The following is a 24,257-nucleotide window of genomic DNA, read 5'->3' as shown; positions in this document are numbered from 1 at the left end:
CGGACGCAGGCCATCGCTCGTCCGCGACAGTTACGCGCCGACGGCGGTGGATCGCTTCCGCCGCTCACAACACCGGTTGCGGACCGAGCGAAGTATCGGTGTCCAAAATATGCAACACCCACCGGCCCTTGCCGTCGGCCTTCGCCCGGTAGAGGCCGGTGTCGGCCGCGTCGAGCAGCGATTCGGCGTCCGCGCCCGCGACCGCGGTGACGACCGCGCCGATGCTGATCGACATGCGTAGTCGCCGGTCACCGGCCGTGATCGGGTCGACCAACGCCTCGAGCAGGCTGTTCGCCACGGTGGCCACCCGGTGATCGCTGGCGGGCGGCGGGATCAGCGCGACGAACTCGTCCCCGCCGATGCGGGCGACCAGACACCCGGATCCGCGCACACTGTCCTGCAGGCGTCCGGCGACCGCGGTCAATATCTGGTCGCCCGTGCCGTGGCCGTAGCGGTCGTTGATGTGCTTGAAGCGGTCGATGTCGACGAAACACAATCCCGCCCGATCGCCGTTGCGCGCCTCGTCGATCATCGCGTCGATCCGTTCGATGAGATGCCGCCGGTTCGGCAGTCCGGTGAGCGGATCGTGCCGGGCCTGCCGGTGCAGTTCCTCGCGCATCCGGTGCTGTTCGGTGACATCCTCGCCGACCGCGAGCAGGTAATCGCTCTGCCCCTCCGCGCCCTTGACGAAGGTGATGGCGAACGACGCCCACCCGTAGCTGTCGTCGGCGCGCCGGATGCGCTGTTCCAGTTTCACCGTGCCCGCACCGGCCGGGACCAGTTTCTCGTACACCAGCGTGCGGATGCCCTCGCGGTCGTTGGGGTGCGCGAAGTCGTAGACCGATACCCCGCGCAAGCTTTCCACCGGGACTCCGATCATCTCGGCCAGACCCCGGTTGACATCCAGCAACGTACCGTCGGTGTCACCGATGGCGATCGCGATCGCCGCGTTGTCGAACACCACACGGAACCGCTCGTCATCGGATCGGTGCGCGTCCTCGTTCGCACGCTGCTGCGCTTCGTATCCCTGACCGACCTCCGCGAGCAGCGCCGCGAGCCGCCGGCCGGCCTCCGGGGCCGTCGCCTGTTCGGCCAGCCCGTACAGGACCTGGGCCGACGTACTGGGCACGGCCGGGTCGTCCAGTCCCGCGGAGGCCAGCGACGCGCCGACACGCCTGCCGACGCTCGCGTCGAAGGGTTCGGCTTCCAAGCCGGAAGCCAGCTCCTCCACCATTCCGAGGAGCGCGAGCTCGAGGTCCGGTACAGACGCGGACCCACCGGCGACGGCCTGCAGGGCGCGCCACCACATGTTCGCCATCCTGGCGAGTTCGATCTGTTCCACCGCAACCCCCTCACCATTCAGGCCGGAGATAGCCCCCGACGCATCGTATCCACACATGTTCGAGACCGTCGAGTACTGCCGCCTGGAAGCATTCCCAGGAATGGTGAGAGTGGAGCTATAACTGCAACCCGTTCTCCCGGAAGATCGACGCCCCCTTGTACCGCAGAGTCTTCACCTGCCAGACCCAGGTCGCCTGGACGCAGGCGATCAGATCGGCGAGGTGGGTCGCGACGGTGGACGCCAAGGCGGCGTCCGCGGCTGCCAGTCGGTCGCATCGTTCGGTGGCGACCGCGCACAGTTCCCGGAACTCGGCCAGGCGGGCGCGCACGATCTCGGTGGCGCCCCGCACGGCGTCCTCCAGCGAGTATCCGGGGTGGTTCAGCAACACCGCGGGGATCAAGTTGAAATCCGCCAGATCGACGATGCACTCCTTTTCGAAGGAGAACACGTCGTTCATCAACGCGCCGATCTCGACGGTCAGCACCCGCAGCCGGAGGAGGTCCCCGGCCAGCCCCGTCCGCCGGATCAGCTCCCAGGGCAGATAGTCGTCCCGGCCGAACTCGCACAGCGCGATCGCCGGATACATACCCGAGACCTGAGCCCGCAGATCGATGTACTCCGCGACGCTGAGCAACCCACCGCGCGCCCGGGCGTTCTGGTCCTGGATCGCGGGCCGCAGGTGCGCGACGGTGGCTTCGATGAACCGATCGAGCCAGTCCGCGTCAGCGCGGGCGGACAGCATCGCGAGGAACGCCGAGGTCGAGGTCTCCAACGGGGTGGCGTCCGCCGGTGCCGACCCCGTGCACAGGAGCGCGCACAGCCGATCGATCGCCACCCGCGCCTGTCGCTGTTCGTCGTCGCCGAGGTGCCCGAACTTCTCCCGGCCGACAGTGTCGTTGAGCCAGAACAGGATCGCGTTGTACAGGCCGATAATCGTCATCCGCTCGGCGCTGACGGCGCCGGGGTGCAGATAGGGCGTCATGCTGTTGTAGTGCGGGCCCGCGCGCTCGAGCCAGATGCCGTGCTCGCGGCAGAAACGTTCCACCTCCGCACAGGCTTGCTCCCCGAACCGATTGGGCCGGAAGTCGCGGCAGTACTCGATGATGTCCCAGTCGGGTGTGCCGAACATCGCGCGCAACGACCACTGCCGCCCGGTCCGCAGCAACATCTCGTGTTGCCCGCGCATGTCGACGATTTCCCGCTCGAGTGCCGATGTGTACTCACTGACCACAACGACTCCCTCCCACTATGGTTACTTCTAATGAATTGTCTCCGACTTATCGGTAGTGGGACCGGTCGAAGGGCGAAGATCACGCAACCCCGCGCCCTGAATGACCTTGGCGCATCGGGTATTTGACGGCGACACCGCGGCAAAGGGCGAGTTCGGTCCGCGATGCGGCGCCACGGCGCGAGAGTCGGCATGGCGCATGGAGGCAAGCGGCCGGTTCGGGACGCGCAGGGTACTCCGGCGCCGATGTCGCCGGACGCGACCTCCCCGCAGGACCGCCTATCGGGTAGCGGTCACAGGTACGGCGCTCACTTCGACGCTAGGACGTCGTGCATGGTCAGCAGCAGATGGTCGAAGCGCGCCCGTTGCGCCGCAGGACCGCCACCCATCGCGGGAACCTCGCCGACCAGTTGTTGCGCCAGGGTCCGCAACTTGATGTTGGTTTCCTGGGAGCGCCATTGCAGCACCCGGAAGGCCTGTTCGGCGTTGATGCCGTAGACCACCATGAGCACACCCTTGGCCTGCTCGATCACCGCCCGTGATTGCACGAGTTCGGGCAGCGTGTCATCGAGGATCTCCTGCCGGTTCTCCTCGAGCGTCCCGGACACGTCGATGAAATAGCCCGCGGTGCCGACCACCGAGTCCTGGTCGTCGAGCATGCGATCGGCGACGACGATGACGTGATGGGTGCGCCCGGCGGTGTCGATGACGCGGTGACGTCCGCAGAACGGCTCACCGGTTCGCACGGCGGTGGCGATGGACTCGGCGACCAGAGCGCGGTCGTCGGGATGCTTGTGCGCCAGCAACAGCTCCGTACTGGGTAGCGCACTCCCCTCGGTGTAGCCGTATATCGCGGCGGCCGCGTCCGACCATTCCCATCGCTGATCCTCGAACCAGAAGCGGAAGCTACCCACGCTCTGCGGCGTGCCCGCGATGACGCTCTCGATCGCGGAGGCGCTTCTCAGCGCGAGGTCGTCCATCCTCGTCACGCGGTCATTATCCATCGGCGCCCGAGGGCCACGGCCGGGAACACGAGATGAAACCAAATTGTGGCAAACTCTCGGCATCATCAAGAAAATGCCCTCTAGCCCGACACTATGGGCCTATTGCCTATACATGAATGCGCTGGCAATTAATCCGCAATGGGCGTGATGCGGGGCGGTCAGCGCTAGTGCCCACGGCCCCGAGCCGGAATCCACAGCGGCCGCGTCGCGTCGCGCAGGCGCGGCAGCCGGGCCTCTCCCGGCCCGCACGGACGCGCGGCGTCGTCCGGCGATCACGTTCGAGCGTGGCGTTCCCACCGCCCGGAAAGCGGCTCCGCACAGTTCGGCGAGTATCGACACACCCCCGCGACCGAGCGGTCGGTCCGGTTCGCCCCGCGATATCGCCCAGCGGCCGTAAACGCACACGAAAACACCGACCATAACTTGCATCACGGGAGGTAGTCTCTGTTGCTGTGCCCACACCAGGCACAGATCCGCTGCACGCAGGCCGCATTCGACGTCGAACGTCAGAACACGTTCCAGCAAGTGCGCACACCGAAGGGGTTGGACTGATGGCAGGCAAGCGCACCGTACTGACCGTCCGGTTGCGGCGGCTGGCGGCGATGCTGCACGAGATGCGCGAGAACGCTCAGCTCAGCAAGGAAGAGGTCAGCGCGAAGACCGGGATCAACGTCACCACGCTGTACCGGATCGAGACCGCGCAGGCGCGGCCGCAGCGGCGCACCCTCATGGCGATGCTCGACCTCTACCGCATCGGCGACGAGCAGCGCGAGGACGCGCTGGAGCTGCTGTCCGACGCGCTGAAGCCCGGCATGTCACGCGCCTACGAGGGCAGCGTGTCGGAGGTCTACGCCGCCTACATCAATTTCGAGTCCGAGGCGTTGTCCGCGCGGCACTACCAAACCTCGTTCATTCCAGGCCTTTTGCAGACCTACGAGTACGCCACCGCCGTGATCGACACCTCCATGCCGAAGCTGGAGGCGTCGGTCATGGAGAGCAGGGCGAAGGCGAGGATGGATCGCGCCGTCAACCTGACCAAGGACGACCCGCTCGAACTCTGGGTCGTTCTGGACGAGGCCGCCATCCGCCGCACCGTCGGCGGGCCCGCGGTGATGCGGGGGCAGCTCGAGCGACTGCTGCAAGAAATCAAGCGCAAGAACGTGATCCTGCAGATCATGCCGTTCGACGCGGGCGCGCACCCCGGCATGGCGGGTTCGTTCACCTTGCTGGACTTCCCCGACCCCGCCGATCCCGAGCTGGTCTATGTGGAGGGCATCGCGGGTGACGAGCTGATCGAGGGCCACTCCGAGATCCGTCGCTTCGGCGTGATCTTCGATCAGCTGCGCGCCATGGCGCTGAGCCCGCGCGACTCCGCGGCCATGATCGTGGAGGCCGCGGGGCAGCTGGATCGGGAGGGATAGCAGCCCGCCCCTGGCAGGTGAAATCCAGGCGAAACACGGCCCGGTGCACGACTATTCCGTATCGGAATGGGTACCCTCGCCCTACTGCCGAGGGGAGGACGCATGTCCGAAGTCACAGCCGATCCGACGTCCGACTCCGGGCCCGAACTCAAACGGGTAATGGGGCCGGGATTGCTGTTGTTGTTCGTCGTCGGCGACATCCTCGGCACCGGCATCTATGCGCTCACCGGCAAGGTGGCCAACGAAGTCGGCGGGGCGGTCTGGGTGCCCTTCCTGGTGGCGTTCCTGGTCGCGCTCATCACCGGTCTCAGCTATCTGGAGCTGGTCACCAAGTACCCGCACGCCGCGGGTGCGGCCCTCTACACGCACAAAGCGTTCGGCATCCACTTCCTCACGTTCATGGTCGCTTTCGCGGTGATGAGTTCCGGCATCACTTCCGCGTCCACGGCCTCGCGGGCTTTCGCGGCCAACTTCGCCGAGGCCTTCGATCCGGATCTCGGCAGCGGCACCGCGGTGACGGTGATCGCACTGCTGTTCATGGGCGTGGTGGCGGCGATCAACCTGCGCGGGGTGAGCGAGGGTGTGAAGCTCAACGTGGTGCTCACCTGCGTGGAGCTGACCGGACTGCTGATCGTCATCGGGATCGGCTGCTGGGCGTTGGGCGTGGGCGACGGCGACTTCTCCCGCATCGTCGAATTCGACACCGGGGAGCGCAACGCGGTCGGCGGCGTCATCGTGGCCACCACGCTCGCGTTCTACGCGATGGTCGGTTTCGAAGACTCGGTGAACATGGCCGAGGAGTGCAAGGAACCCACCCGGATCTTCCCGAAGGTGCTGCTCGCGGGACTGATCATCACCGGGCTCATCTACGTGCTGGTATCGATCAGCGCGGTCGCGCTCGTGCCCGCCGACCAACTCGGGCAGGGCGACACACCACTGCTCAAGGTGGTCCAGGTCGGCGCGCCGAGCTTCCCGACCCACATCTTCGCCTACATCACCATGTTCGCCGTCGCCAATTCGGCGCTGATCAACATGCTGATGGCCAGCCGACTGATCTACGGCATGGCCCGCCAAGGCGTGTTGCCCCGGCCGTTCGGCCGCGTGCACCAGCGGCGCCGGACACCCGTCAACGCCATCGTCTTCACCACGCTGCTCGCGCTGGGATTGATTCTGTTCGTCGGCGAGGTACCCGAACTCGGTGGCACCACGGCCCTGCTTCTGCTGGCGGTGTTCACGGTGGTCAATGTCGCGGTGCTGGTGTTGCGCCGAGACCCTGTGTCGCACAAGCACTTCAAGACGCCCACGCCGCTGCCGGTCGTCGGTGCGCTCAGCTGCGGCTTTCTCGTCACACCCTTCACCGACCGCAATCCGGCGCAGTACGCCATCGCCGGCGTGCTGCTGGCCATCGGGGTCGCGCTGTGGGGCCTGAACTACCTGGCCGTTCGGGCCATGCGGGCACAACCCTTGGACAGCGGGTCATCCGCTGAGTGACCGATCGCGTTGTCGCGCCGCGGATCACCTTTGCCGGTATGCCCGGATTCCGCAGATGACTAGTCGCCGACCGATGGGTAAGGTGGGCGCCGATGACCAGCATGGAAGCCCGTTTCGGCGATGCCACCCGGACCGTGCCCCTCCCGAACCCGTGGAATCTGACCGCTTACCTGGCCGCGGTGGCCGCCCATCGCGGACGCTCGATCAGCCTGCATCCGGTGCCCAAGGCGATGTTGGCGGACACGGGTTGCGGTGGAGGCGGCCTGTGGGTGGCACGCAAGCACGACGACATCATCGTCTACGACGCCGCGGCGACCGGCCGCAACGCCGATCACGTCATCCTGCACGAGATCGGTCACATGCTCTTGGGTCACCACAGAGACCAGGAACGCGGCGATCCGTTGCCGCCCTCGTTGGCCGTCGTCCTGCCCTCGATTTCGCCGCAATCGATCGAACACGTCCTCGGCCGTGCCGATTTCGGCGCCGATCGCGAGCGGGAGGCGGAGGTCTTCGCCGACATGACCATGGTGTACGCGACTCTGCCACGTCGGCGCCGCCGCTCGTTCCGGCTGTTCGGGCGGGGCCGGTAGCTACCAGCGGTCGTAGCGCCCGTCGGGTAGTCGTCTGGCTCCGGCGCGCAGGTCGTCGATGAGATCCTGGTAGCCGTCGGCCAATTCGTCGATTCGGACCCACGCGTCGTAGAAGACCGATTCCGGCGCGTGCGCCAGCGCAACGAACGCCTGAGCGGCCAGCATGGCCAGCCGGTCGACGATGTGGCCCACGGTCTCGGCGTGTTCGGGCGCGGCCGGCGGCGGGATCGGCGTCGCCAGGGTGACCCAGCGGTCGATGCCGCGCACGAGTTGCACTCGACGCCGGTCGAGTTTGTCGCACCGGCTCGCGGGAGTGCGTTCGCGTGTCTGGTGCAGCTGAGCCAGTTCTCCGGCCGCTTCCAGCATCGGATGATCCATGTGCGGCAAGCCCCGGAAGGCAGCCAGCAGGAGTTCCTTGCCCGGAATGACCCGGGCCTCGGACACCTGTTCCATTCTCCGGACCCCCATTCCGACCAGCGCGGACGCGTCTCGGTCGCGCCCTCGATGCCTTGCCTCGCCGGTGTCCCGGCACTGCCCGAACATCCACATCTGCCCAGCGTGACCGAGAGTGGCGCGGGTCGCGTCGAATTCGATCACTTCCGCGCACGCGACACGCCCATTGACCGATTTATCCGGTCACGCACCACCCTCCAAAGCTTTGGCAAATATCCAGTGACCTTGCGTTTTTCAACGATAGAGCCATATCTCCTGGGGTTATCGCCAGCCGAGACGACACGCCAGCCACGCTCCGGCGTGCCGGGCAAACACCGACTGATGCTCACGCAACAGCGGCGAACGGGCGGTCCCGGCTTCCGGCAAGCCGCCGCCCAATACCCCGTGAGCGCGCAGACGAAAGCGTCGACCGCCACGGGGTCCGCATCGCGAGTCACCGGATGGGTGGCGATGATCGGATCCGGATCCACACCGGCGGCCGCGATCGACGGCGCGAGCGCGACGAGGTCGATCCACGCGGCGCCCCGGCAGGCCCACGCCCAATCGACCGCCAGCACCGCACCGTCGGCCCGCCGCACCATATTGTCCGGCCGAAGATCGGTGTGCAGCAGGGTGTCTCCTACCGCGGCCGTCGGCCATGCGGCTTCCAGCTCGGCCAATTTCGTCAGGTGACGCATGGACCAACCGTCCAAGTCCGCCGGAGGCCCTTCCGTCACGAACGTTCGCCAGCCGGTCAGCTCCGGTCCGTAGGCTTCCACAACCGTCGGCACATCATCCAGTGGGCTCGGAGTCAGCTCCGTCGCCAATCGCGTCACCAGCTCGAGAGTGTCACGCAACTCCCCCGGCTCGCCGAGTCGGGGAAACGCTCCCTCGACATCGTCGAAAACCGCGACGAACCACCCCGCGATCTCCGTCGCGAACCGGCATCGCGATGCGGGCACCGTCGCCGGGAGCCGAGCCGCGATCCGCGCTTCCCGCCGATACATCACCGCGAGACCGTCTTCCGCCTCGATCGCTTTCACGAAGGCAGCGCCACCGCCGACGGCGCGCAAGCGCGCTGCCACCCCGTGACTGAACCCTCCGCCCTGGTCCTCGGCAGTGTGGACGGCGTCTCCGAGCACGCGCGCTACTTCCGCTCGCACCGGCTCCGGCACCTCGGCCCATCCGATCCGCAGAGCGGTGCCCAGGTAATCCACCATCATTCGATCGTCCAAGCCGCACCGGGAACTCACCACCGAATTACGCGCCCACATGAGCTCGGATCGGCAGTGCACCGCCGCACTTCTTCATGAGGCAAGGCCGAACGCAAGGGCGACCTCGTCACACATGGGCAAGCGCTTCGACTCCGGGCAGTTCAGCTTTCGCGCCGCAGGGCGTCTCCGCGCTCTCGTCGGATGGGGATTGGTGCGAAATTCGAAGCGCGTTCCGGAGGGTTCGCCCGGCACTACCGGAGCGCTTCCATCCCCCGCGGCGGGATCGACACCCGGCGTGGCCGGTTGCCGCCAACGGCCGGAGTGCGCCGCGCCTGCGGATCGGCGTCGTTTCAGGATGTGATCTCTCGCGCGTCGAGGTAATCCAGACCGCCGATGTAGATGGTGTGGCCGGGGTCAGCGGTGGCGGCGGTGGCATCGGCGACCGCGGTGGCGAACTCGGTGACGGTGGGCAAGTCGCCGTGCTCGCGGCGCGCGGCGACGGCGTCGGGATTTCGGCGTTCCAGCAGTTGGACGATGATCGTGCCATCGATCATGTCGCCGGAGACCACGTGCAGGGCGATGCCCCTGGCATCGAGTTCCGGGATCATGGCGCGCAGCGCGTCCTCGCCTGCGCGCTTGCTGGCGGCGATGGGTTCGTAGTCGGCGGGGACGGGCTTGCGGCCGTGAAAGTGCGCCTGATGGCTGGTCACGAAAACGATCCGCGCACCGGAAGGCATGTGCGGCAGGGCAAGCCGCACGAGCCGTTCCTGCGCGTCACGATTGAGGGCCATGGCGTAGTCGGGCCGGGCATTGCGCTCCAGCCCACCCGACGCGTTCAGCACCAGCACATCCAGACGGCCGAACTCCTCCGCGACCTGGGCGACCAGCGCCCGGGCCGAATCCGCGTCGGCGATGTCGGCGCCCGCAGTGGCGGCACTGCCGCCCGCCTGCCGGATCGACTCCGCCAGCGCGTCGGCCCGCCTGGCCTTCTCCCGGTAGTTGATCACGACGTGGTCGCCGCGCGCCGCGAGCACCCGGGCGGTCTCCGCGCCGATCCCGCGGGAGGCGCCCGTGATCAGAACGATTCGTCGACCGGTCCGCTCGTCCACCGTCTCCCTTTCGGTCCGCCCGGCACCCGGGCCAGTGCTTCTGATTCAGAACCACTATGCTGGTTCTAAATGAGAAGCGCAAACGAACCCAAGCCGCCGCGTGGGCGGGACAACCCGGCGAACGCGCCGTTGCTGGCCACGATGGACTTACTCGGCCAACGCTGGATCCTGCGCATCCTGTGGGAATTGGAACCCGACCGCCTCGGCTTCCTCGAACTGCGCCGACGCATGGGCAACTGCTCATCGAGCATGCTTTCGGTCCGCCTGCAACACCTGCAATCCGCGGGCCTGATCGCGAAGAACCCCGACAAGTCCTATGAACTGACCACCGCGGGCGCCGAACTCGGCACGGCGCTCGGATCGGTCTGGGACTGGTCGCGCCGCTGGCGCGTGACCCCCACCGAGGCCGGGGCCGACTGACTCGCGCCAGACTCGACGTTCTACGGTTCGGCGAGGGGCGACCTTGTACGCACGAGACGCGAATCACAGCATGGTCAGGGCGAAGGAAGGCGCGTTTTCCCACACCCCTGCGCGTGCACTGCACCCTGGCGGGCTGCGAGAACTTCGGCTCCTCACGCAGCTCAGCGGAGTGCGCGTCGTGTTCCCACGGCGGAACACATGGACTGCGGTTCGTTGCCCCGGCCGGGAAGTTGACCTTCGAGTTGGTTGAGGCTCCATGATGGCCGGGTGGTGAGTACGGAGTCGACAGGGTTGATCACGATCGGCGTGCTCGCGCGGGCCAGCGGGCTCACGGCGAGCGCGCTGCGGTTCTACGACGACTGCGGCCTGCTCGTTCCAGCCAGAGTCGATCCACTGACCGGATACCGCTACTACTCCGAGGCGCAGCGGGAGCGGGCGGTGCTCATCCGGCAGCTGCGCTCGATCGACCTGCCGCTGGACACCATCGCGGAGATTCTCGCCGGTGACACCGGCCGGGCACGATGCCTGCTCGACCGTCACGTCGCGGAACTGGCGCGGCGAGCGGACGAGGCCGCGCGCGTCGCCGCCGTGGTCGTACAGTCGCTCGGCGCGCACGTGGCGATCGATGCGGCGACGCTGGCCGAGGCGCTCGATCAGGTCCGCACCGCCGTCGCCCGTACGCGCGAGATACCCGTGCTGGCGGGCGTTCTGCTGGAAGCGGGCGCCAACGCGGTAACCCTCACCGCGACCGATCGCTACCGGCTGTCCACGCGCAGCGTGGTGGCGAACCGGCAGCACGGCGGCGAGTGGTCCGTGGTACTCGATTCGAACGGACTCGAGTCGATCACCGACCGATTGCGCGGCATGGACGAGGTCGTCGCCGCACCGTCCGGCGGCGGGCTGCTTCTGACGGGAGGCGGCGCGGAACACCGACCGGCCGTCATCGACGCTCCCTTCCCCGACCACCGCGCCTTACTGGCGGGGCTGGGACCGGTGCGCGCCAGGGCGGTCGTCGCCCGGCATCTGCTGCTGCATCTTCTCGAAAAATCGGACGAATCAGTGCGATTCGCGATTCAGCCGACGGAAATCTCGATATCGGTGTCGGGAGATGTGCACTGCCTGCCCGCCAAGGTCACCGGCTCCGCCGTCACACTGTCGTTCGACCCCGCGACACTGCTGCCCGCCGTCCACACCGCGCTCGGCCCCGATCTCATGCTCGACATCATCGCAGCCGATCAGCCGGTGATTCTGCGCTCCGCCACCGACGGCGACCTCACCACCCTGGCCATGCCGGTCCGGCCCCCGCACCACGACGCCGCCGAATAAGTCATCCGCGCCTACGGCCATTACTCGCGCAACCGCGTCCCTCCCACCCCGGCGGCACCACGATCCGAACGCCCATCTCGCGGTCGCGGTTGCCCGCCCGCGGCCACTATTTCCGATCGATCACCCTTCTCGGGATCGCAAGCGCCCGCCACTACTTCCGATCGATCGGCCGCCCGACGCCGAAGCCGGCTATCCGGCCTCGCACACGAAACGATCCGCGTCCATCCCCCACCTGAAGGAGATCCGCATGAACCCGGCCCACGACCACACCATGAACACCATCACCAGCGCTGTCGCGCTCGGCCGCGAGGGCCGTCCGGACGACGCGCGGGAAGCTCTGCTCGCCGTATGGGCGTCGCTCGGCCCACAGGGCGACCCACTGCACCGGTGCACCCTCGCCCACTACCTGGCCGACTTGTACGACGACGCCGCCGAAGCGCTCACCTGGGACCTCCGCGCACTGGACGCCGCCGACAGCCTTTCGGACGCTCGCGCTCGAACATTCGACGGATCACTGCGGGTGGCGGCGTTCTACCCGTCGCTGCACCTCAATCTCGCCGACGACTATCGCAGGCTCGGCTCGTTCGACGCGGCACAGCGCGAAATCGATGCCGCTCATACATGTCTGCACACGCTCGCCGACGACGGCTACGGGGCGACGATCCGAACGGCGGTCGACGAAGTCGAGTCGGCTATCCGCGAACGGCGCACCGAACCCAGGGCCTCGGCGCCGACCGGAGGCCGCTGAAGCGCGAGCAGCCCGCACCGATTCGGTGCGGGCTGCCGCGGAGCGCGGCTACTTCAAGCGAAGCTTGCCGAACAGACCGTCCTTCTCGTCGTCGGGTCCCGCGGTGAAGTACAGCGAGTCGGCGTCACCGAGGCTCTCGCCGTTGCCGAACATCAGCGCCCACAGTCCTTCGATGGCGACCGGCTTGCCGTCGGCATCGCGCAGGTAGTCGGCGAACTTGCCGGTGGTGTCGTCGTAGGCCAGCACGTGCCCGGCGCCGCCGAAGTTGCCGACCAGCAGTTTGCCGCTGAGCGGACCGAACCCGTCCGGCGCGATCGTCACCGCCCACGGGGCGTTGAGGCGCTTGCCGTCGTCGATGATGCGCACCAGTTTGCCGTTGGCGTCGAACTCGGCGAGCTTGCCCTTGTCCGGCTTGCCGCCCTCTTTGTCCTTGTCCAGCGAGTCCTCCTCACCGGCATCGAACTTGGTCGCGTCCTTCTCGTCCGGCTGGGTGGTGGCATAGGCGACGAAGACCCGGTTGCCGATGGTCGAGACGTTGAACGGCGCGGGATCGCCGGGCTTGGCCTTCTTGCCCTTTTCCGGCGCGGCCGGGTCGATCGCGTCGCCGGTGGCGAACGGGTTGGCGAAGCCGGTGGTCGGGATCAACTGCCAGTTCTTGTCGAACGTCCGCACCTGCGGGTCGGCGCCGAAATCCGCGGCAAGCAGCTTGTCACCGGAGGGAGCCAGCGCGATCCCGAAGAACTGCATCCCCTGCGACTGACCGTCGAAGACCAGGTTGGCGGGGCCGTCATGACGCACGATCCGGCCCTCGAAGCCCAGCTCGGTCCAGGCGGAGATCTTGCCGGAGTCGGTCGCGAAGATGAACCGCGCCGATCCGTTCAGCGGCCCGCCTTCCTCCTCCACCGGCTGATCGTGGACGACGAACAGATCGGAGGTGATCGGCGCCGGGTTGAACACCACGCCGGTGGTCTTGCCCGCGCTCTTGTCCGAGGTGTCGGCGTCGGCGCCGGGGATGGTGACGATCTTCAGCGGGTCCTGGAACAGCTTGTGCACTTTGTCGTCCGAGGACTTGGTCACGTCGCCGACGAACTGGAACGACTTGCCGCCCGCGCCGACCCAGAAGTGCCCACCGGCGCCCTTGGGGCGGTTGGCCAGCCCCCAGGCGTTCACCAGGTCGGGGAAAACGAACTGCGCCTTGTACTCCGCGTTGTTGGCCGCGAGATTGGTCTGGACGTATTTGTTGCCGTCGAGCGCGGGCACCTCGTCCGACTTCGAGTCCGAGCAGCCGGCCGCCACGACCAGCGCGACGCCAAGCGCCGACGCGCGCAGCAGACCACTTCGGGTCCGCGACCGGGGCGTACCGCCACGGCGCGACTCATTCCAGCGTCCGTTCAACTTCTTGTTTCCTTTCCGACCACACCACATTGGTGATAAGGCGAAGCTAACCTTAGCCTGAGGCAAATTAGGGAGTACCCGAACGGTTCGACAAGTACGGGTTTAGGCTGTTCGCCGTGGCCGAACCCCAGCCTGCGATTGCCCTGCACCCCGATATCGCTCCGCTCGCTCCACTGCTCGGCACGTGGCGCGGTAATGGGCAGGGTGAATACCCGACCATTCAGCCGTTCGGCTATGTCGAGGAAATCCGGTTCGGCCATCTCGGCCGCCCGTTCCTCACCTACCGGCAGAAGACCCGCGCCACCGACGACGGCAGGCCGCTGCACGCCGAGACGGGCTATCTGCGTTGCCCGCGCCCCGACCGCGTCGAATTGATCCTCGCCCATCCCACCGGCATCACCGAAATCTGCGAGGGCTCACTCGCCGTCGAGGACGGCACGCTGCGCATGGAATTGGACTCCACCGCCCTCGGCCGCAGCGGCACGGCGAAACTCGTGACCGCCCTCGGCCGGTCGCTGCACCTGTCCGGCGACACCATCGACTACACACTTCGGATGGCGGCGGTCGGCGAACCCCTGCAACATCACCTCGCCGCCACCCTGCTACGGAATTGACCCGGGCCGGAAAGTACTCGGCAACCGGCGCCGCCCACTGCTCAGCTCGCTGACCAGGTCTTCATAAGCGACCGCCGATTCGGCCAGCCGCTCCCACGCGAACCAGAGGTCCCATTCCTGGTCGTCGGCCATGGCGGCGTACGCGCACGCGCTGAGGCGCGCCAGACGGTCGACCACCGAGCCGAACGACTCGGTGTGCAGATAGGCTCCGCCGCGCGCCGTGGGCAAGCGAACCTCGATCCAGCGGTCGATGTCCCGAATCAACTGGGCCCGGTGCCCATCGCCCCCGCAGCCACATTCCCTGTTCACCCGGATGCGGCGAATATGCAGTTCAGTCAGGGTGCGGGCCCGCAGCAGCACCGGATGCCCCGGCGGCGGGGAGTCCTCCCGGCAAGCGTGCAGCAGTTGACTTCGCGTCGGCAGTCCCTCGCTCATACCGCACCCTTTCCGCCCGCGCGGGCCAGCACGCAGTTCACGATCACCATCCCGGAAGGACGAAACGTATCCCGTGGCGCCACCACCCATCGGCGGAATACGCCGTTCGCGTCGGCGGGTGACGGCAGCGCGATTTCACTGCCGAACGGCACGATCGAAACGTCGATCCGGAACAACGCGGCGAACAACCGCACGTCGTCGGGTAGATCCGGCCTGCAGAGGAAAGTCCATCGGTGAGAACGGATATGCGCGACCACCGGGCCGATCGCCTGGCCGCGAAAAAGCATGTCGTCGCGCACGCACTGCCCTAGCCTGTCGGGCATCGTGATCCCGCCCACCACCCCCGCCTTCACGACGATGCGGCCGATCTCCGGATGTATCCCGGCGGGCAGCCCACAGGTGCGGCGGTAAAACGCGCAGCGGGATGCGGGAGTGTCCGCGAATGCCGCATGATTCATTCGCCAGCCTCGATTCCCCTAGTTCGATACGTGAAAAATCCCGGTCGCTGGACCTGGAACCGTTGGCGCGGTTAAGGTTTCAGCACTTCTTCGATTCGGACCGGTGGCGATCAGTAGAGCACCGGACATTGCTGGGCGGGAACGTTCTCAGTGGTGGAATCGGGCGTAAATCGCCCAGGTTCCAAGGCCCCCCGCCACAAGGTTCCAGTTAGGTACCCGACAACTAGTTCGGCTACGAAAGGGATTAGTCGTGACTTCAACAGGTTCCACCCTGCCTCGCCGGATGCTGGGGCGTCAGCTTCGGGCGCTGCGAATCAACGCGGGCATCAGCGCGGAGTACGCCCGTGACGCGATCGACGTGAGCAAACAGACCCTGTGGCGGATCGAGACCGGGCAGTCCGTCCGGCTGTATCCGCTGGTCATCGAAGGACTGTGCAAGCTGTACGGGGCATCCGACGAGCGCACCGCCATCCTGCTCAACCTGGTCGAGGAGACCAAGCACACCGGCTGGTGGCATGCGTTCAATGACATCATTCTCGAGGACTTCAACCTCTTCGTGGAGTTGGAGGCGACAGCCAAACGCATCTTCTCCTTCCAAACGACCCTGCTCCCGGGATTACTGCAAACCGAGGAGTATCGGCGCGCCTTGATCTGGGTCCGCTTCGCGGCGATGTCCGGGTCGGAGGTCGAACGAAAGATCGCGGCATTCAGGCAGCGGAAGTCGCGCTTGGACAACGACTCCGACCCGGTGCGCTTCGAAGCTGTCATCGATGAGTCCGCACTGCGCCGGGCGATCGGCGGACCCTCGGTCATGGAAGGTCAGCTCCGACACCTGCTGCAAGTCGGTGAACGATCCCATGTTTCGGTACGGGTGGTTCCTCTCGCAGCGGAGGCCTACGAAGGACTGAATGTCGGCTCGTTCGTGATTCTCGACTTTCCTGAGCACCCGATCGCCCATCTCACCGAACCACCGATCGTTTACGTGCAGGGATTCACCGGGGACCTGTATCTTGAGAAGCTTGACGAGGTCCGGCGATACCGTCAGGCGTACGCCGACATCCTGCGATCGGCCCTCGACCAGGAGAGCAGCCGATCCCTCATCCGCAATATCGCCGAGGAGTATGCCGAATGAGCGCCATCGCACCCGCTGCTACCTGGTTCAAGAGCAGCTTCAGCAGCGCGGATAGGGACTGCGTCGAGGTCGCGTTCCTCCGCGAGGGCTGCGTGGGTGTACGTGACTCGAAGAATCCCACCGGCCCGGTTCTGGTGTTCGGACCGAGCGAGTGGGACTCGTTCACTGTGCGCATAGCCTGCGGCGAACTAGAACTCCCGCAGTCCTGACCAAGCCGCTCGCCCACAGCCCCGGCCTGCTCCTCGCGCGAGGCCGGGGCATTCGCTGAACTGGACGGGTTCCTCGTGTTCGATGCATGTCAGGTCGCTTGCACCCGCGAAATCGCGCCGGTAGCGTCAACATTCACTGCAGGGGGCGGAGGAGCCGGTCCGGCCCTGGAGAGGCCAGGTACAACAAACCGGTGCGCGAGGGGACTAGATGACATCAGGGCGGAATTCGCGGCGACTGACCATCCTCGCCGTTGGTATCACACTCATTCTGACAGGCTGCGATTCCACAGCCGATGATGCCGCGCCGACCAGAGCCACGTCCACCAGCCCGACCATTGCCTCGGACGTGCCCACCGGCTACGACCCGTGCAGCGACGTCCCCCAGAGCGTGCTCGATTCAGAAAGTCTGCGCCACAGAACCAATGAAGACCACAACGCATCGGGGGGAATCAAGTGGCGCGGTTGCGGCTGGGTCCAGCCCGACGGATACGCACCCGCCATAACCACAACAAATATCACTGTAGACATGGTGCGAGACAAAAAGTTCGCAGATACGCACGAATACACCATCAACGGTCGCCGGGCCATCTCCACACGGCAGGTCGAAGAGCACCCTGACGCGGTTTGCACGATCAATGTGGAGATGAAGGGCGGAAGCCTCGAGTTCTTCCTGAGTAACCCACCGTCGAACCGTAAGACCGGTCAACTCGACACATGCGCGCTCGCGAAGACTTTGGCAGAGAAGGTAGTGCCGACAATGCCTGCCACAGTTTGAAATACGCTGATGCGATCGAACTCACCGGGAGGGAAGTAGCACATGGGTGACGACAGCACGCAGCCGCCTCGGCCGATGGCCAACATCTTGAACGCAGCGCAGGAGGGACAACTAGGCATCCAGATGTCCGCGGAGGATTTCATCTACATAGACCGCGACTGCGAGTACTTCAAAATCGCTATTCGATCGATTCAGAGGTCCATGGACTTCATATCCCGGCAAGATCACTGGGGCTTGGGTGAGGGCGACGGCGACATGGTCTCGGCACAAACCTTGGTCGATAGATTCAAAAAGAAGGCCCGCGGCGCGGAAGACAACAACAGCGTCTATCAGATCATGGAAGATCACTATCGGATCGTCGAGGACATCCAAGAGGTGCATCGGCTCGCCCGTGATCGAATCATGCAGGTAGACAGCGACTTTGCCGCAGATTTCAACCGCTTGAACACTACCCTGCCCGAGCGCCCGCCCGTCGGAGTCCAGTTCTCACCGCCCAGGCTCCCGAATGGAACGGACAAATGAACGGCTACGAGGACAAGCGCATCCCGAACGGTGGTGAGCACCCCGACAGCTGGGAACACTCCCGTATCAACGACACGTTCAAGCCGCTCGACCCCACCGACACGTTCACCCAAGCTGACACGTACTGGCAAGCTCGCAACGAGTGGGAGCGAGGTGTTGAGACTTTCGCGCGCTCCATCCAGACTTCCATTGCGCAAGCCTGGTCCGGCCCCGCAGCGGAGCAGTCCAAGAGCTCCATCGCCAAATACACCAGCGACGCGCAGAATCTGACGACTTCCCTCGAGGAGCTGTACTACCGGGTTCGCGACGCCGCCACCGCGATCACCGATACGAAGAAGGCCGTACCCGACCTCGTCAACATCCCGTTCGAGGATCGCATTTTCCATCCGAGGCGCTGGAACCTGTCGAGCGAACGCTTCCTGGCCGAACAATCCGCGCGCGTCGCGATGCAGGAATACTACGTACAGCCGTTCAGCGAGATGGACGGCAAGATTCCGGTGCTGCCCACGCCGGTCGGCCCGACCGCGTCGGTGGACATCCCAGCGCCTCCGCCTGGCGGATACCACAGCGACGACAGCGGCGGCCCCTCGTCGAACGACTCCGGCAACGGTCCTACCAGTACCGATTCCGGCACTCCCGGCGACAAGGACGGCGACGGCAAGCCCGACGCGACGAGCACCGAAGAGCAGCAGCAGTCCACCGACGAGTCGACTCAGAACCAGCAATCCTCCGACACGACGGCGTCCGATACCACGACCAAGCCCGCCGGCGTGGACCCCACGTCGACCACTCCCGCCTCCACCACGGACCCGACGAAAACCACGTCGACGGGCACCCCGACCCCGCACAGCCCGGGCACACCGAGCAGCCCCGGCACGCCCGGCACAACGAACCAGCCGCAACCGGGACGCAGCATCGCGGGCGCACCGGGAACGCCGAACACATCGGTGAATCCAGCAACCGCGGCGCGGACGACCTCCGGACTGCGAGGCACGAACGGAACGTCGGGCATGATGCCGCACGGCTCTCGCGGCAGCGGCAAGGACGACGAATCCGAGCACAAGACACCGGACTACCTGATCACCCAGGAGAACACCGACGAGCTGCTCGGCGAGCCCCCGAGAACGCTGCCCGGCGGCGTCATCGGTGGCAACCCCGACTGATCGCCCGCATACTTCTCGACTCGGCGCACGCCCGCATCCACAGGTAGCGGGCGTGCGTGGATAGTGGCCGCTCCGACGCGGCCGGATTGGACCCCACATGGCTGAATGGATTTGGGAACCGGACGATTTCGCCGCTCTCTGGTACGGCGACGCGCACGACCGCATCCCCAGCCCCTTGCGCTACACCAGCCGTTTCGCCTTCCGCGACGACTTCGCCGCCCACCGCACCGCAGTCTGGGACCGCTACTCCGTGGACGAACTAGACGAGATCGCCGCGGCCTTCCGCACCCTCGGCGACTCAGATCTCCGAATCGAAATCCTCGGCGGCACCTGCAAGCACAAGAACAGCACCGGCCCCGACGACATCCGCGAGTACCGGATCCTCGGCGCCCGCGACAGCTACCGCGCCGTCATCCTCAGCCAAGCGGGCAACCAACACGAGCACGGCCCCATCCGCGCCCGCATGTTCCCCGCCGAACAACTCCCGGCACGCCTCGTGAACGCCATCCCCGCCTGCGCCCCCGGAGCGGAGAAACCCGCCACCTTCCACCCCGACGACCTGATCCCCCGCCCCGACACCTACCTCCAAGACAACGCCCGCAACACCCCCCGCGAGCAATACCAACGCCTCCTCGGCCGCCCCGTCGACGGCGGCGGCACCGCCGTCCTCATCACCGCCCCCCTGCACACCCACACCAAACCCACCAAAGTCCTCCAGTGGCACGACATCTCCGCCGACGGCCGCTACACCGAACACCGCACCGACCACATCACCGTCCGCCCCACCACCCCCACCGACCTGACCACCCACTTCACAACCTGGATCGACCAAGCCCTCCAACGCCTCGCGGCCGCCCGCCCCGAAAGTTGGTAGCGATCCACTGGAACCGAACCCGGTCACACAACGTCCAAGTAGTACAGAGAACCGCTGTAGGTCGACCGACAGCACCGAGGAGAGGATGCCGCAGTGAGGACTGAAGGTGCACATGCCCCCGATGCGAGGTGGTATTGGTGACTGAGCAGGTGGATATTCGCTTGATCGGTGCGGGCTTGTTCACGATGAATCTGGATGACGGCCGCCTTCCTATCACCGTCGACGCGGACCGGAACCTGCACGCCCGCTTGGATCCACCGGATCTCTCCGCCGCCGCGATGACCTGCTACTACATCGCCCTCTGGCGCCATGATGCGCCGACCATCGCCCAGGGGAAGTTCGCCGCGCTGAGCGCATCCCCCTCCCGCCGGGCGCAAATGATCACACTGCTGGATACACAGACGCTCACCGAATTCGAAACTGTAGAGCGAGTTGTCCGCGGACATGACGAATTCATCGGCCGAGGCCCGTGGACAGATTTCGGATCGCATTCTGTTACGGTGACCGCAAGCATCTCCCGTATCAGTAGCATCGATATCGATTCGAAGTGGGCGGCAACCGTAAGCCCATCGTATATAGCCCACGATATCATCGACTGCGCGAATCAAATACGCGGTCAGCGTCCGAAATTTCATGAAGATGGATCGTGGTCCCAGCGCTCCGACGACGAACTCGAATACGAACTCGAAGAGTACAAGAAATACCTGATGAGGAGTGTCTGATGGTCGATTTCTCGGCGGATCTCAATCAGCTGATTTCCGCATCCAATGCTTGGGCACACGCATCCGATCACCTCGGCGACGCCGCCCAAAAAGCACAAGAAATCCGAGACAGTAATAAAGAAGTCGTATGGGCATTGTATCAGGAGGCTTGGGCTGCCCAGGTCGCAGCCGCACAATACATGCAGGACAGACTGACCGAGGGACATGCTGAGACACAATCGATCGGAGACGTCCTCGCGCACGTCGCCAAAGTGTATGCGGAGCAAGATCAAAGCTTCGCAAATGTTCTGATCAAACTCGACGAGGAATAGTTGTGGGAGCCACGAAGAGTCTCGACGATCTGAATGCCGTGCTCGACCAGTTCGCCGACAAGGTTGAGGAGATCCGAAATCAGCCGGCCGAAGTCGACGCGGCATTCGATAAGGCTGCGACAGCCGTAGCCGCACTGGAAGGGGCAGGCCTCGGAATACCATTCCTCCTCTCACCGATCACCGGAGTCGCCGGAGCAGCTTATGGGGCGATCACTCATGACGACCTTACAGGCTACATGCAAGAACATAAAGAGAGAATCAAAAATTCCATCCGAGAGCTTCTGGACGACTTGCACGACGGCATACAGGGTTTACGGGCACCTATTGCCTTTCTGCAAACCAGCGAACAATGGCTGAGCCTGAAGGCCACGATTGGCGAGGCCCAGAACAACGAAGTCAACAAAGGTTCCATTCTCGGCTACTGGCAGGGATCGGCAGCCCTTCGGTACGGGGCGACACGTCTACTGCAGGACACGGCGCTGGATTCTGCCAAAGCGGTCTGCGACAAGCTTAGTGACTGCCTGGCATCTATATCGGACTCCGCCTGGGATTTCCATTCCGGCATTGTCGAGGACATCGTCGGATTTCTCGCAGATTTCGGCGCAGCTCTGACCAAGATAGGCTCCGGAGCCGCGACTCCGTGGGGAATTTCGGATGCCATCGATGCTCTGGCCAATATCATCAAGAAGACCGTCGCATATGGGAATAGGCTGGTCAAAGCCCTTAGCGCCGAAAGGCAGAATATCGCGAAAATCACCGATTCCACCCAGGACCCCAAAGGATTCCTCAACAATAGTTGGCCTCAGAGCTGTTCCAACGACTTCGACACCGATTCCCCCGGACCCCGATGGGCGGCGATGTGACGGCCCGTCAACTTGTACCCATTGCGATCATCTCGTTAGTTCTTTCGGGTTGCAGCTTGCTGTCGCATTCCGATCATGATAAATCTTCTGCAGTCGAGAGCAACCACACCCTCCAGGAACTGTGCGATTTTCCGAAAAATTTCTTCTCCACCCGGTATGGCACCTCGAATCTCGAGATCACCGTGGACGCCACCAGGCCGATGAGCACGAAAATCGGGGGCGGCAATGGATGCAGCTATCAGACACCTGGACGGAAGGAGTACCTCGGTAATGTTTCCCTGTTTTACATGAATTCGGGCACGTCGTCATCAATACCGAAGCAACCCCCGTCGCACGTCCTGCAAGTCGGCGGCGTAGCCGTAACAGAGGTCGTGGAGCCTATACCGGATTATCTGGATCCGACCACTGCGCGCCCGTACTACAAACTAACGGCAAGCATCGACGGGTGGGAGGGCCAAATCGAATTCAAGAATGGCGACGACGAAGGCGCCCTGCTGGGCGCGCAGGTGCTCGTCGACATGATTCACACTCTGAAAAGATGAGTAACTGATAGTGCCCGCGACATCAAAGCATAGGTGTGCGGGTAAACGAGGGCGAAAATCAGATTGGAAACTCCTACTGTGATCGAGATCGTTCGGGTCATGGTGGTGGCCGTAAGCGCTGCCGCACTTGCGACCGGGTGCTCTGAGTCTCATTCCCCTTCGCCACCACTCCCGGAGCCGCTGACTACCATCACGCAGGGCAGCTTGTGCGATTCGCTGCTGACTTTCTTCGGTAAACAACTGGGCGCAGTTGGCTCGACTTCGGTCCCGCTCTTTGGATTGAATGAAGCGATTTCGCCAAGCGGAAGTTGCACCGTAATCAACACGGACAGCCAGAGATCGAATGGCTCGATATCGTTACGGAATGCCCCGAACGCCCTGGACCCGACCGACGGTGCCGTAGGGTTTACGAGGAAGACAGAACTAAATGAATCGATTTTGGTTCAAGATATGCGTACAGATACGAAGAATCCCGGTATCGAAGTCGTTTCGCCACCCGAATCGGAGAGTGGAATGGTCAACTGAGAATAACTGAGTCCGAAACCCGAACGGCGAGTGGCATCCTGCATCTGACGGACGAGGACATACATAGGGCTGCTCAGTTCCTCATCGAGCTGACCAGAAAAGTGTCGAAGTCGTAGCGATCGACTCCGCAGTGGAAGCTACCGGCGAGCGGCTGAAGCTGTTGATGGTGAGGCGATTTCGACCGAAGGAGAGGGGGATTCCCATGGGGTATCCATATGGCGGCGTCAGCCGCGAGCTGCCGCCGCCGGGGTTCGGCCGTCCTGAACCACCCCCGCCCAGCGGTGCCACCGCGATCTTCGCGGCTGCGATAACACTGGGCATAGGGCTGATGTGCGCCGTCGGAACCTTCTCTGGGGCCACGTTCGCATACGACAACCGGAAGTACTGGTCGGGCGAAATGGCCGTGACCCTCGAGTTGGTCGGGGGCGCGGCCATCCTCTATGTACTCGGAGCGGTCCTGCTGATCTTTCGCACCACAGTCGGCAGGGTACTGGTGATCATCGATTCCGTGCTCGGGGTGATCTACGTCGTCGCCATGGTCGACCACACGGGGAAACCGGCCTTGCTCATCCTTGCGACGCCCGTGCTGATCGCTCTTGTCCTTGCCGCGATGAAGCCGACCGGACGCTGGATCGCCGCCAAACGGACCGTCCACAACCGGAGGTGGTAGGGCCGGACGGCTGTGCGTTTCTTCGGCCGACCATGGTCGCCGAACAGCGCAGCCGGATCGGCGAAGTGAGGTTCAAACCTGCTGATGCGGGGCTCGACGCCGCAGCATCGCGTGGTGGATGTAGTACTTGTCGACCTGGCGGGTGAAGACGCTCACCAGCTCCCAGCCGAAGTAGACGTCCAGCCATTCGATGCAGGCGGTCAGAGTCGACAGGGTTCCGTTGTGGTCGGGCTTGGTCAGGCCCATGTCCCATGCCAGATTGCGTCGGGGCTGTGCGCAGATGACCAAGTATTTGCGCCGGTAGGTGCTCATGTCTACGGTTCCGTCCAGGATGGCCTTGACGTCGAGGACCCGCCCGGGGCCGGCCGGGAGCAGTGGAGGCCGACCGTTCATGCTTCGATTCCTGCCTGCGCGGATCGACGGGTAGGACAAACCCGCGTGGGAGCCCAGCCGAGTCCGGCTCGGCTGCCCCACATAACGATTCCGGCACCGCTCCGCTCGGTCAACGTATCCCCCTCCGACGCAACGCGCTCGACAGCACGGTTGAGGTCCACGATAGCGGGCTCGAAACAGGTGCTCTCGGAGAGAGGTTGCGCCCGCGGCGCTTCGGAACAGTCGCTATGTCCACTAGCTTGAGTTTTAACCTCTGAGCTGGGTTTTTATCCTGTTCGGCGGGGTCGTGGCCCGGGGGGTTTGGATGGCTTCTGGTTGCTGGGTGTTTT

29 protein-coding genes are annotated in these 24,257 nt (G+C 64.8%); 19 read left to right on the top strand and 10 right to left on the bottom strand.

The window, feature by feature from the left end:
* Positions 1–64: 64 nt before the first annotated feature.
* From ACWEO7_RS21380 to ACWEO7_RS21370, 3 genes are all read right to left on the bottom strand, one after another.
* A complete protein-coding gene (locus ACWEO7_RS21380; RefSeq protein ID WP_452425536.1) occupies positions 65–1,342 on the bottom strand; it encodes a diguanylate cyclase domain-containing protein in 1,278 nt (425 codons plus the stop codon).
* A 115-nt stretch (positions 1,343–1,457) separates the two neighbouring features.
* Positions 1,458–2,573: a terpene synthase family protein gene (locus tag ACWEO7_RS21375; protein WP_452425534.1), complete on the bottom strand. Its 1,116-nt coding sequence runs from the start codon at positions 2,571–2,573 to the stop codon at positions 1,458–1,460.
* 305 nt (positions 2,574–2,878) lie between these two features.
* Positions 2,879–3,550: a PAS and ANTAR domain-containing protein gene (locus ACWEO7_RS21370; protein ID WP_450019282.1), complete on the bottom strand. Its 672-nt coding sequence runs from the start codon at positions 3,548–3,550 to the stop codon at positions 2,879–2,881.
* A 575-nt stretch (positions 3,551–4,125) separates the two neighbouring features.
* Between ACWEO7_RS21370 and ACWEO7_RS21365 the strand changes: the two genes are divergently transcribed.
* From ACWEO7_RS21365 to ACWEO7_RS21355, 3 genes are all read left to right on the top strand, one after another.
* Positions 4,126–4,995, top strand: coding sequence for a helix-turn-helix domain-containing protein (locus tag ACWEO7_RS21365; protein ID WP_452425532.1), 870 nt, complete (start codon positions 4,126–4,128; stop codon positions 4,993–4,995).
* 102 nt (positions 4,996–5,097) lie between these two features.
* Entirely contained in the window at positions 5,098–6,486 is a 1,389-nt protein-coding gene (locus ACWEO7_RS21360) for an APC family permease (RefSeq protein ID WP_452425530.1), read from the top strand.
* Positions 6,487–6,578: 92 nt separating this feature from the next.
* A complete protein-coding gene (locus ACWEO7_RS21355; RefSeq protein ID WP_450019213.1) occupies positions 6,579–7,076 on the top strand; it encodes a hypothetical protein in 498 nt (165 codons plus the stop codon).
* Here ACWEO7_RS21355 and ACWEO7_RS21350 read toward each other — a convergent pair whose 3' ends face one another.
* The 3 genes from ACWEO7_RS21350 to ACWEO7_RS21340 form a co-directional block, all read right to left on the bottom strand.
* A complete protein-coding gene (locus ACWEO7_RS21350) occupies positions 7,077–7,520 on the bottom strand; it encodes a DUF4254 domain-containing protein (RefSeq protein WP_356961367.1) in 444 nt (147 codons plus the stop codon).
* Between the two features lie 149 nt (positions 7,521–7,669).
* Positions 7,670–8,581: a phosphotransferase gene (locus ACWEO7_RS21345; protein WP_452425528.1), complete on the bottom strand. Its 912-nt coding sequence runs from the start codon at positions 8,579–8,581 to the stop codon at positions 7,670–7,672.
* A gap of 491 nt (positions 8,582–9,072) precedes the next feature.
* Positions 9,073–9,831, bottom strand: coding sequence for an SDR family oxidoreductase (locus tag ACWEO7_RS21340; RefSeq protein ID WP_452425526.1), 759 nt, complete (start codon positions 9,829–9,831; stop codon positions 9,073–9,075).
* Between the two features lie 69 nt (positions 9,832–9,900).
* On the opposite strand from ACWEO7_RS21340, the gene ACWEO7_RS21335 reads away from it, so the two are divergent.
* The 3 genes from ACWEO7_RS21335 (at position 9,901) to ACWEO7_RS21325 (ending at position 12,325) form a co-directional block, all read left to right on the top strand.
* Positions 9,901–10,251 carry a winged helix-turn-helix transcriptional regulator gene (locus ACWEO7_RS21335; protein ID WP_452425524.1) on the top strand — a complete coding sequence of 117 codons (351 nt, stop codon included), beginning with the start codon at positions 9,901–9,903 and terminating at the stop codon, positions 10,249–10,251.
* A 267-nt stretch (positions 10,252–10,518) separates the two neighbouring features.
* Positions 10,519–11,577: a DNA polymerase III subunit beta family protein gene (locus tag ACWEO7_RS21330; protein WP_452425522.1), complete on the top strand. Its 1,059-nt coding sequence runs from the start codon at positions 10,519–10,521 to the stop codon at positions 11,575–11,577.
* Between the two features lie 247 nt (positions 11,578–11,824).
* Positions 11,825–12,325 (top strand): hypothetical protein, encoded by a 501-nt coding sequence (locus tag ACWEO7_RS21325; RefSeq protein ID WP_452425520.1) that lies wholly within the window; start codon positions 11,825–11,827, stop codon positions 12,323–12,325.
* 48 nt (positions 12,326–12,373) lie between these two features.
* On the opposite strand, the gene ACWEO7_RS21320 is transcribed toward ACWEO7_RS21325, so the two are convergent.
* The gene (locus tag ACWEO7_RS21320) at positions 12,374–13,720 is read right to left on the bottom strand and encodes a TIGR03118 family protein (protein WP_450019225.1); all 1,347 of its coding nucleotides are present in this window, start codon (positions 13,718–13,720) and stop codon (positions 12,374–12,376) included.
* Between the two features lie 107 nt (positions 13,721–13,827).
* On the opposite strand from ACWEO7_RS21320, the gene ACWEO7_RS21315 reads away from it, so the two are divergent.
* The gene (locus tag ACWEO7_RS21315; RefSeq protein ID WP_412805199.1) at positions 13,828–14,334 is read left to right on the top strand and encodes a peroxynitrite isomerase; all 507 of its coding nucleotides are present in this window, start codon (positions 13,828–13,830) and stop codon (positions 14,332–14,334) included.
* Here ACWEO7_RS21315 and ACWEO7_RS21310 read toward each other — a convergent pair.
* Both ACWEO7_RS21310 and ACWEO7_RS21305 read right to left on the bottom strand, forming a co-directional pair.
* A complete protein-coding gene (locus ACWEO7_RS21310; protein ID WP_452425518.1) occupies positions 14,323–14,769 on the bottom strand; it encodes a DUF4254 domain-containing protein in 447 nt (148 codons plus the stop codon). The two genes, ACWEO7_RS21315 and ACWEO7_RS21310, sit on opposite strands and share 12 nt — an antisense overlap.
* Positions 14,766–15,227: a DNA-directed RNA polymerase subunit beta gene (locus tag ACWEO7_RS21305; RefSeq protein WP_452425516.1), complete on the bottom strand. Its 462-nt coding sequence runs from the start codon at positions 15,225–15,227 to the stop codon at positions 14,766–14,768. Before ACWEO7_RS21305 ends, ACWEO7_RS21310 begins: the two co-directional genes overlap by 4 nt.
* Before the next feature lie 250 nt (positions 15,228–15,477).
* Between ACWEO7_RS21305 and ACWEO7_RS21300 the strand changes: the two genes are divergently transcribed.
* From ACWEO7_RS21300 to ACWEO7_RS21245, 12 genes are all read left to right on the top strand, one after another.
* On the top strand, positions 15,478–16,359 hold the full coding sequence (locus ACWEO7_RS21300; RefSeq protein ID WP_452425514.1) for a helix-turn-helix domain-containing protein: 882 nt from the start codon (positions 15,478–15,480) through the stop codon (positions 16,357–16,359).
* Entirely contained in the window at positions 16,356–16,568 is a 213-nt protein-coding gene (locus ACWEO7_RS21295; RefSeq protein WP_452425512.1) for a DUF397 domain-containing protein, read from the top strand. The genes ACWEO7_RS21300 and ACWEO7_RS21295 overlap by 4 nt, the downstream gene beginning before the upstream one ends.
* Positions 16,569–16,776: 208 nt before the next feature.
* Positions 16,777–17,343 (top strand): DUF3558 domain-containing protein, encoded by a 567-nt coding sequence (locus ACWEO7_RS21290; RefSeq protein ID WP_452425510.1) that lies wholly within the window; start codon positions 16,777–16,779, stop codon positions 17,341–17,343.
* A gap of 42 nt (positions 17,344–17,385) precedes the next feature.
* Positions 17,386–17,865: a hypothetical protein gene (locus ACWEO7_RS21285; protein ID WP_452425508.1), complete on the top strand. Its 480-nt coding sequence runs from the start codon at positions 17,386–17,388 to the stop codon at positions 17,863–17,865.
* Positions 17,862–19,028 carry a WXG100 family type VII secretion target gene (locus ACWEO7_RS21280; protein WP_452425506.1) on the top strand — a complete coding sequence of 389 codons (1,167 nt, stop codon included), beginning with the start codon at positions 17,862–17,864 and terminating at the stop codon, positions 19,026–19,028. Before ACWEO7_RS21285 ends, ACWEO7_RS21280 begins: the two co-directional genes overlap by 4 nt.
* A gap of 97 nt (positions 19,029–19,125) precedes the next feature.
* Positions 19,126–19,902 (top strand): ESX secretion-associated protein EspG, encoded by a 777-nt coding sequence (locus tag ACWEO7_RS21275; protein ID WP_452425504.1) that lies wholly within the window; start codon positions 19,126–19,128, stop codon positions 19,900–19,902.
* A 137-nt stretch (positions 19,903–20,039) separates the two neighbouring features.
* Positions 20,040–20,624 (top strand): hypothetical protein, encoded by a 585-nt coding sequence (locus ACWEO7_RS21270; protein ID WP_452425502.1) that lies wholly within the window; start codon positions 20,040–20,042, stop codon positions 20,622–20,624.
* Positions 20,624–20,935: a hypothetical protein gene (locus tag ACWEO7_RS21265; protein ID WP_452425500.1), complete on the top strand. Its 312-nt coding sequence runs from the start codon at positions 20,624–20,626 to the stop codon at positions 20,933–20,935. The genes ACWEO7_RS21270 and ACWEO7_RS21265 overlap by 1 nt, the downstream gene beginning before the upstream one ends.
* A gap of 2 nt (positions 20,936–20,937) precedes the next feature.
* Positions 20,938–21,798, top strand: coding sequence for a hypothetical protein (locus ACWEO7_RS21260; RefSeq protein ID WP_452425498.1), 861 nt, complete (start codon positions 20,938–20,940; stop codon positions 21,796–21,798).
* Positions 21,783–22,340, top strand: coding sequence for a hypothetical protein (locus ACWEO7_RS21255; RefSeq protein ID WP_452425496.1), 558 nt, complete (start codon positions 21,783–21,785; stop codon positions 22,338–22,340). Before ACWEO7_RS21260 ends, ACWEO7_RS21255 begins: the two co-directional genes overlap by 16 nt.
* A 78-nt stretch (positions 22,341–22,418) precedes the next feature.
* Complete coding sequence (locus ACWEO7_RS21250) at positions 22,419–22,865, top strand: hypothetical protein (protein WP_452425494.1); 447 nt, start codon at positions 22,419–22,421, stop codon at positions 22,863–22,865.
* A gap of 130 nt (positions 22,866–22,995) precedes the next feature.
* Positions 22,996–23,535 (top strand): hypothetical protein, encoded by a 540-nt coding sequence (locus ACWEO7_RS21245; protein ID WP_452425492.1) that lies wholly within the window; start codon positions 22,996–22,998, stop codon positions 23,533–23,535.
* 72 nt (positions 23,536–23,607) lie between these two features.
* On the opposite strand, the gene ACWEO7_RS21240 is transcribed toward ACWEO7_RS21245, so the two are convergent.
* A complete protein-coding gene (locus ACWEO7_RS21240; RefSeq protein WP_452425490.1) occupies positions 23,608–23,928 on the bottom strand; it encodes a hypothetical protein in 321 nt (106 codons plus the stop codon).
* Positions 23,929–24,257 lie beyond the last annotated feature (329 nt).

The sequence above is a fragment of the Nocardia sp. NPDC004260 genome, assembly GCF_053603155.1.
This window is presented reverse-complemented; position numbering and strand designations above follow the sequence as displayed.

Excerpts from the sequence above, each read along its gene's own strand:
- ACWEO7_RS21370 (WP_450019282.1), bottom strand. The coding sequence starts at position 3,550 with ATGGACGACCTCGCGCTGAGAAGCGCCTCCGCGATCGAGAGCGTCATC.
- ACWEO7_RS21255 (WP_452425496.1), top strand. The coding sequence starts at position 21,783 with ATGGGCGGCGATGTGACGGCCCGTCAACTTGTACCCATTGCGATCATC.
- ACWEO7_RS21280 (WP_452425506.1), top strand. The coding sequence starts at position 17,862 with ATGAACGGCTACGAGGACAAGCGCATCCCGAACGGTGGTGAGCACCCC.
- ACWEO7_RS21285 (WP_452425508.1), top strand. The coding sequence starts at position 17,386 with ATGGGTGACGACAGCACGCAGCCGCCTCGGCCGATGGCCAACATCTTG.
- ACWEO7_RS21295 (WP_452425512.1), top strand. The coding sequence starts at position 16,356 with ATGAGCGCCATCGCACCCGCTGCTACCTGGTTCAAGAGCAGCTTCAGC.
- ACWEO7_RS21240 (WP_452425490.1), bottom strand. The coding sequence starts at position 23,928 with ATGAACGGTCGGCCTCCACTGCTCCCGGCCGGCCCCGGGCGGGTCCTC.
- ACWEO7_RS21305 (WP_452425516.1), bottom strand. The coding sequence starts at position 15,227 with ATGAATCATGCGGCATTCGCGGACACTCCCGCATCCCGCTGCGCGTTT.
- ACWEO7_RS21265 (WP_452425500.1), top strand. The coding sequence starts at position 20,624 with ATGGTCGATTTCTCGGCGGATCTCAATCAGCTGATTTCCGCATCCAAT.
- ACWEO7_RS21310 (WP_452425518.1), bottom strand. The coding sequence starts at position 14,769 with ATGAGCGAGGGACTGCCGACGCGAAGTCAACTGCTGCACGCTTGCCGG.
- ACWEO7_RS21325 (WP_452425520.1), top strand. The coding sequence starts at position 11,825 with ATGAACCCGGCCCACGACCACACCATGAACACCATCACCAGCGCTGTC.
- ACWEO7_RS21365 (WP_452425532.1), top strand. The coding sequence starts at position 4,126 with ATGGCAGGCAAGCGCACCGTACTGACCGTCCGGTTGCGGCGGCTGGCG.
- ACWEO7_RS21355 (WP_450019213.1), top strand. The coding sequence starts at position 6,579 with ATGACCAGCATGGAAGCCCGTTTCGGCGATGCCACCCGGACCGTGCCC.
- ACWEO7_RS21275 (WP_452425504.1), top strand. The coding sequence starts at position 19,126 with ATGGCTGAATGGATTTGGGAACCGGACGATTTCGCCGCTCTCTGGTAC.
- ACWEO7_RS21360 (WP_452425530.1), top strand. The coding sequence starts at position 5,098 with ATGTCCGAAGTCACAGCCGATCCGACGTCCGACTCCGGGCCCGAACTC.
- ACWEO7_RS21290 (WP_452425510.1), top strand. The coding sequence starts at position 16,777 with ATGACATCAGGGCGGAATTCGCGGCGACTGACCATCCTCGCCGTTGGT.
- ACWEO7_RS21335 (WP_452425524.1), top strand. The coding sequence starts at position 9,901 with ATGAGAAGCGCAAACGAACCCAAGCCGCCGCGTGGGCGGGACAACCCG.